Genomic DNA, 2,928 nt, shown 5'->3' with positions numbered 1-2,928 from the left:
AAATAATTTTCACATGGAAACTTTGTGAAATCCATAAAAGGATGATGAATAGAATATATAAGTTCTCCACCTGGCTTCAATACACGACGAAATTCTTGAAATACTTGATTCCAATTTTCTATATAATGAAGAGTTAATGAACTTACAATCACATCATACGTATTATCTTCAAATGGCAATGTTTCTTGCAGATCATGACAAAGGAACGTCGCTTCTTCTCCTATATTTTCTTTTGCTGCTTTTACCATTTCAGGACTTACATCAATTGCTGTAACATTTGCTCCTCTTCCTATGAATTGAGAAGTATACCATCCAGCTGCACATCCAGCATCTAATATCTTTTTTCCTTCTAGTTCCTTTGGAATAAGCTCCATCATCGCCGGTCTTTCATAATAACTGTTATATGGATTTGCGAAATCTAGATTTTCTTTATATGTACTCGCTAATTTATCATACGTATCTTTAATCGAATCTTTCATTACACACACTCCTAATACATATTAATCCATTAACTCCTGCTGCTTTTTCTTTGAAAATGATTGTAGTACTAAATCATACGACCAATCAATCATTTTATTAATTTGCTCCTGCTCTATACCCTTATGAATATAAACGGTATTCCAATGTTTTTTATTCATATGATACCCTGGAATAATTGTTTCTGGATAATCTTCTCTTATTCTTAATGCGACTTCTGGATCACACTTCAATGTAATCGCAGCCTTTTCACCTTCTTCATGATTTACTATCGCAAATATTTTATTATTAAGCCTCATACATGTTGCACTCCAGCCATCTGGAGAATCTTCTGTCGCTTTTCTTTTCGATAAACAGTACGCTCTTGTTGCATTCATTTTAATTGGCACCTCTTATTCTTTCCCTGTTTGATTACGATGCATCACAATTTGCTTCGTTGCTTGAAATTGCTGCTCACCGTAAAACTTTATTAGCTTCTCTCCGCAAAATAGACTAACAATATCAATATGAGATATTTCTCGAAGTAATATTGTAAGCATTTTCTCTCCAATACCTTTATTTCTTACATTCTCATGTACGACAACATCTTCAATGTATGCTCGAAAAACACCATCAGAAACGACTCTAGCAAATCCAACTAATTCATTTTCTTCCCATACTCCAATGGCTATGCTATTCTTTAACATTTTTTCAATATCGACTTCTTTTCTTTCTAGCCACCAACCGACAGAATCATAAAGCTTCTTTATTTTTTCTACACAGATTGGTTGTTCTTGTTGCAATTTATACGTGTACATATGCTTTCTCCCATCAATCAGTATACATAATATTATTATAATCTCTTTTCAAAAAAGTGCTGACTATGACCTTTCGGATGATCTTCAACGATACCATACTCTCGGTAACCATGCTTTTTATAAAATTCTGGCGCTTGAAAACTAAATGAATCTAGCAATATTAATCTGCACCCTTTTTCCTTCGCAATTTCTTCAATTTTATGTAAAAGTTGGCTCCCCCAACCGTCATGACGAGCTGATTTATCAACCCATAAAAAGTCGATATGAAGATGATAAAAATACATCGTACCTGTTACACCACCAAATATTTTTCCTTCTTCATTTTTTACTACGAGACTTACTTCTTCCATCGGCTGTTTTACTTCATCTGTTAAGATGGACATATTATATTGAATGACTTTATTTTTAATGTATTCTCCTTCAATACGTGTACCGTTCTCTATATGTTTCATATACATTGCTTCCTTTCAACTTAGTAAGCTACATTTTATTTTTCCCCTTTAAAATACTAATCAAAACGAATCCACCATATGTAACAAAGCATGAAAAGCCAATTATCCCTGGTACAGAGACATAGCCTACCCTTATGTAACTTATAACTGCAAAACAAGCGATAGACAATGAAATAGATAGCCAAAATATAACAGCTATTTTTCTTCGTCCTCGTTTCGATGTACTTTCTTTCTCTTCAGAAACACGTGTGCCAAAAAGCAATACAATACAAATAAGAATTGCTGCAAAGTAAATTGTATTTAATGACAAATTGTGATCATATAGTGCGATTCCAACTTCAAGAGCAATAATCGTTAAAATTAAAATAATGATTGTTGAAGTCTTTAAGTTTCTTTTCAATCGCTCACTCCTAGCATGCTTTCACTATATTCTTTGTATATGTACTTTAAAACTACTGCAAAAGCTTCATCTACCTCTTTATTTTCACGGCGATTCGGTAAATCTTTTCCCCCAATCACATAAAGAAGTGGAAATTCGTTAAACATTCCTATAATACCAATATTTATTGTAGCTGTGAGTAATCCACCTGTCATATGAGCTATATGATAATATGGAATTTCTTCATACTCTCCTTGCTGTCTTACCATGCCGCTAATAATTGGTTCCCATAATTCTGGTTCTGATTTATAACCTTGAAAGGTTTGTATGAAAAGGGCAAGAACTTCACTTAATTCTCCAACATTTTTCTCATCTCTAGCATTCTCTTGTATATGAATTTTTGAAAAGTACGTTTGTGCGTACATTTTCACAGCATCCCATCCACCACAGTGCATTACAACTGACTGTGCAACGTAACTATCATGACAAGCAATCATTACCTCTACCGCTTCACTAAGTGTTAAAGAAGTTCTTCCTTGTAAATGCGGATATAACTGCGCACTATCTTCATGTGGATTAAATTTAATGTAATGAAGTATATCATTCCAATTATGTTTATTTTCCTTCACCATTTGCGTTACTACAAATCCAATGACTAATTTTGCTGCTGATGCTAACGGAATATTTAATTCACTATTATACGAAGCAACTATACGATTATTTTTTGTAGAATAAATTGCCATTCCCACATAATTAGATTGTACCTCTTTTATTTTATTTATAACAGTTTCCATTTCTATCCCTCTTTTTATATCGTTATATT

General features: G+C 33.1%; 6 protein-coding genes. All 6 read right to left on the bottom strand.

Features of this window, described 5'->3' with window-relative positions; all coding sequences use genetic code 11:
* Nucleotides 1-479 (bottom strand): class I SAM-dependent methyltransferase (locus ACQGS6_RS25715; protein WP_426965825.1); only part of this gene is annotated, 479 nt, incomplete at its 3' end.
* Nucleotides 480-500: 21 nt separating this feature from the next.
* Complete coding sequence (locus tag ACQGS6_RS25710; RefSeq protein ID WP_000994622.1) at nucleotides 501-854, bottom strand: MmcQ/YjbR family DNA-binding protein; 354 nt, start codon at nucleotides 852-854, stop codon at nucleotides 501-503.
* Nucleotides 855-869: 15 nt separating this feature from the next.
* The gene (locus ACQGS6_RS25705) at nucleotides 870-1,274 is read right to left on the bottom strand and encodes a GNAT family N-acetyltransferase (protein WP_426965824.1); all 405 of its coding nucleotides are present in this window, start codon (nucleotides 1,272-1,274) and stop codon (nucleotides 870-872) included.
* 35 nt (nucleotides 1,275-1,309) lie between these two features.
* Nucleotides 1,310-1,726 carry a GNAT family N-acetyltransferase gene (locus ACQGS6_RS25700; protein WP_000680411.1) on the bottom strand — a complete coding sequence of 139 codons (417 nt, stop codon included), beginning with the start codon at nucleotides 1,724-1,726 and terminating at the stop codon, nucleotides 1,310-1,312.
* Nucleotides 1,727-1,754: 28 nt separating this feature from the next.
* Complete coding sequence (locus ACQGS6_RS25695) at nucleotides 1,755-2,126, bottom strand: hypothetical protein (RefSeq protein ID WP_000827998.1); 372 nt, start codon at nucleotides 2,124-2,126, stop codon at nucleotides 1,755-1,757.
* Nucleotides 2,123-2,899 carry a serine hydrolase gene (locus ACQGS6_RS25690; protein ID WP_000450750.1) on the bottom strand — a complete coding sequence of 259 codons (777 nt, stop codon included), beginning with the start codon at nucleotides 2,897-2,899 and terminating at the stop codon, nucleotides 2,123-2,125. Before ACQGS6_RS25690 ends, ACQGS6_RS25695 begins: the two co-directional genes overlap by 4 nt.
* Between the last annotated feature and the right edge of the window lie 29 nt (nucleotides 2,900-2,928).

This window comes from Bacillus sp. GMs2/2, from assembly GCF_050172095.1.
GTDB classification, from domain to species: Bacteria; Bacillota; Bacilli; order Bacillales; family Bacillaceae_G; genus Bacillus_A; species Bacillus_A cereus.
The sequence above is the reverse complement of the archived record's forward strand: the minus strand, read 5'-3'. Positions and strand labels throughout refer to the sequence as shown.